1 protein-coding gene is annotated in these 576 nt (G+C 54.9%); it reads right to left on the bottom strand.

Annotated elements, in window-relative coordinates; translation table 11 throughout:
* Positions 1–576: IS256 family transposase (locus ACRCJM_RS11995; RefSeq protein ID WP_431465088.1), on the bottom strand; the 576-nt coding region annotated here is incomplete at both ends.

Raw genomic sequence — 576 nt, 5'->3', positions numbered from 1 at the left:
TCATCCACCGCCGAGCACCAGCACCTGAAGGATCCAAAGACCGAACCGTCAAATACATAAACTTCAAAGCCGACTCCTCAGACACAAAATGCCCACGCGACCTGGCAGAACGCCGCAACCTAGCATTCAAAGACTCAATCGCATTCGTCGAATACAACACCCGACGAACCTCCATCTCATACGACAAAAAAGGAATAAATTCCTCCCAGCGACGCCACCACAAAGCACTAATAGCCGGGTACTTCTCATCCCACTTCTGCCCAAAGGCCTCCAAAGCCGCCTGCGCAGCCTGCTCGGTCACCGCCTGATAGACCGGCTTCAAATCCCGGGAAATCGCCTCCCAGTGCTGCCTGGGGGCGTAATGCATGGAATTGCGGATCATGTGAATGACGCAGTTTTGCACAATCGTGCGTTCATAGACCGCATTCACGGCCTCAGGCAGGCCGGTGAGCCCATCACAGACCAGGTAGAAGATATCAGCGGTGCCACGGTTCTTCAGCTCGGTCAGGATCTGTAGCCAGAATTTGGCTGATTCGCCTGCCCCTTCAGGGCCTGCCCAGATTCCTAACACATCCC

Origin of the sequence: Rothia sp. L_38 (assembly GCF_050689125.1) — a bacterium.
GTDB lineage: Bacteria > Actinomycetota > Actinomycetes > Actinomycetales > Micrococcaceae > Rothia.
The sequence above is the reverse complement of the archived record's forward strand: the minus strand, read 5'-3'. Positions and strand labels throughout refer to the sequence as shown.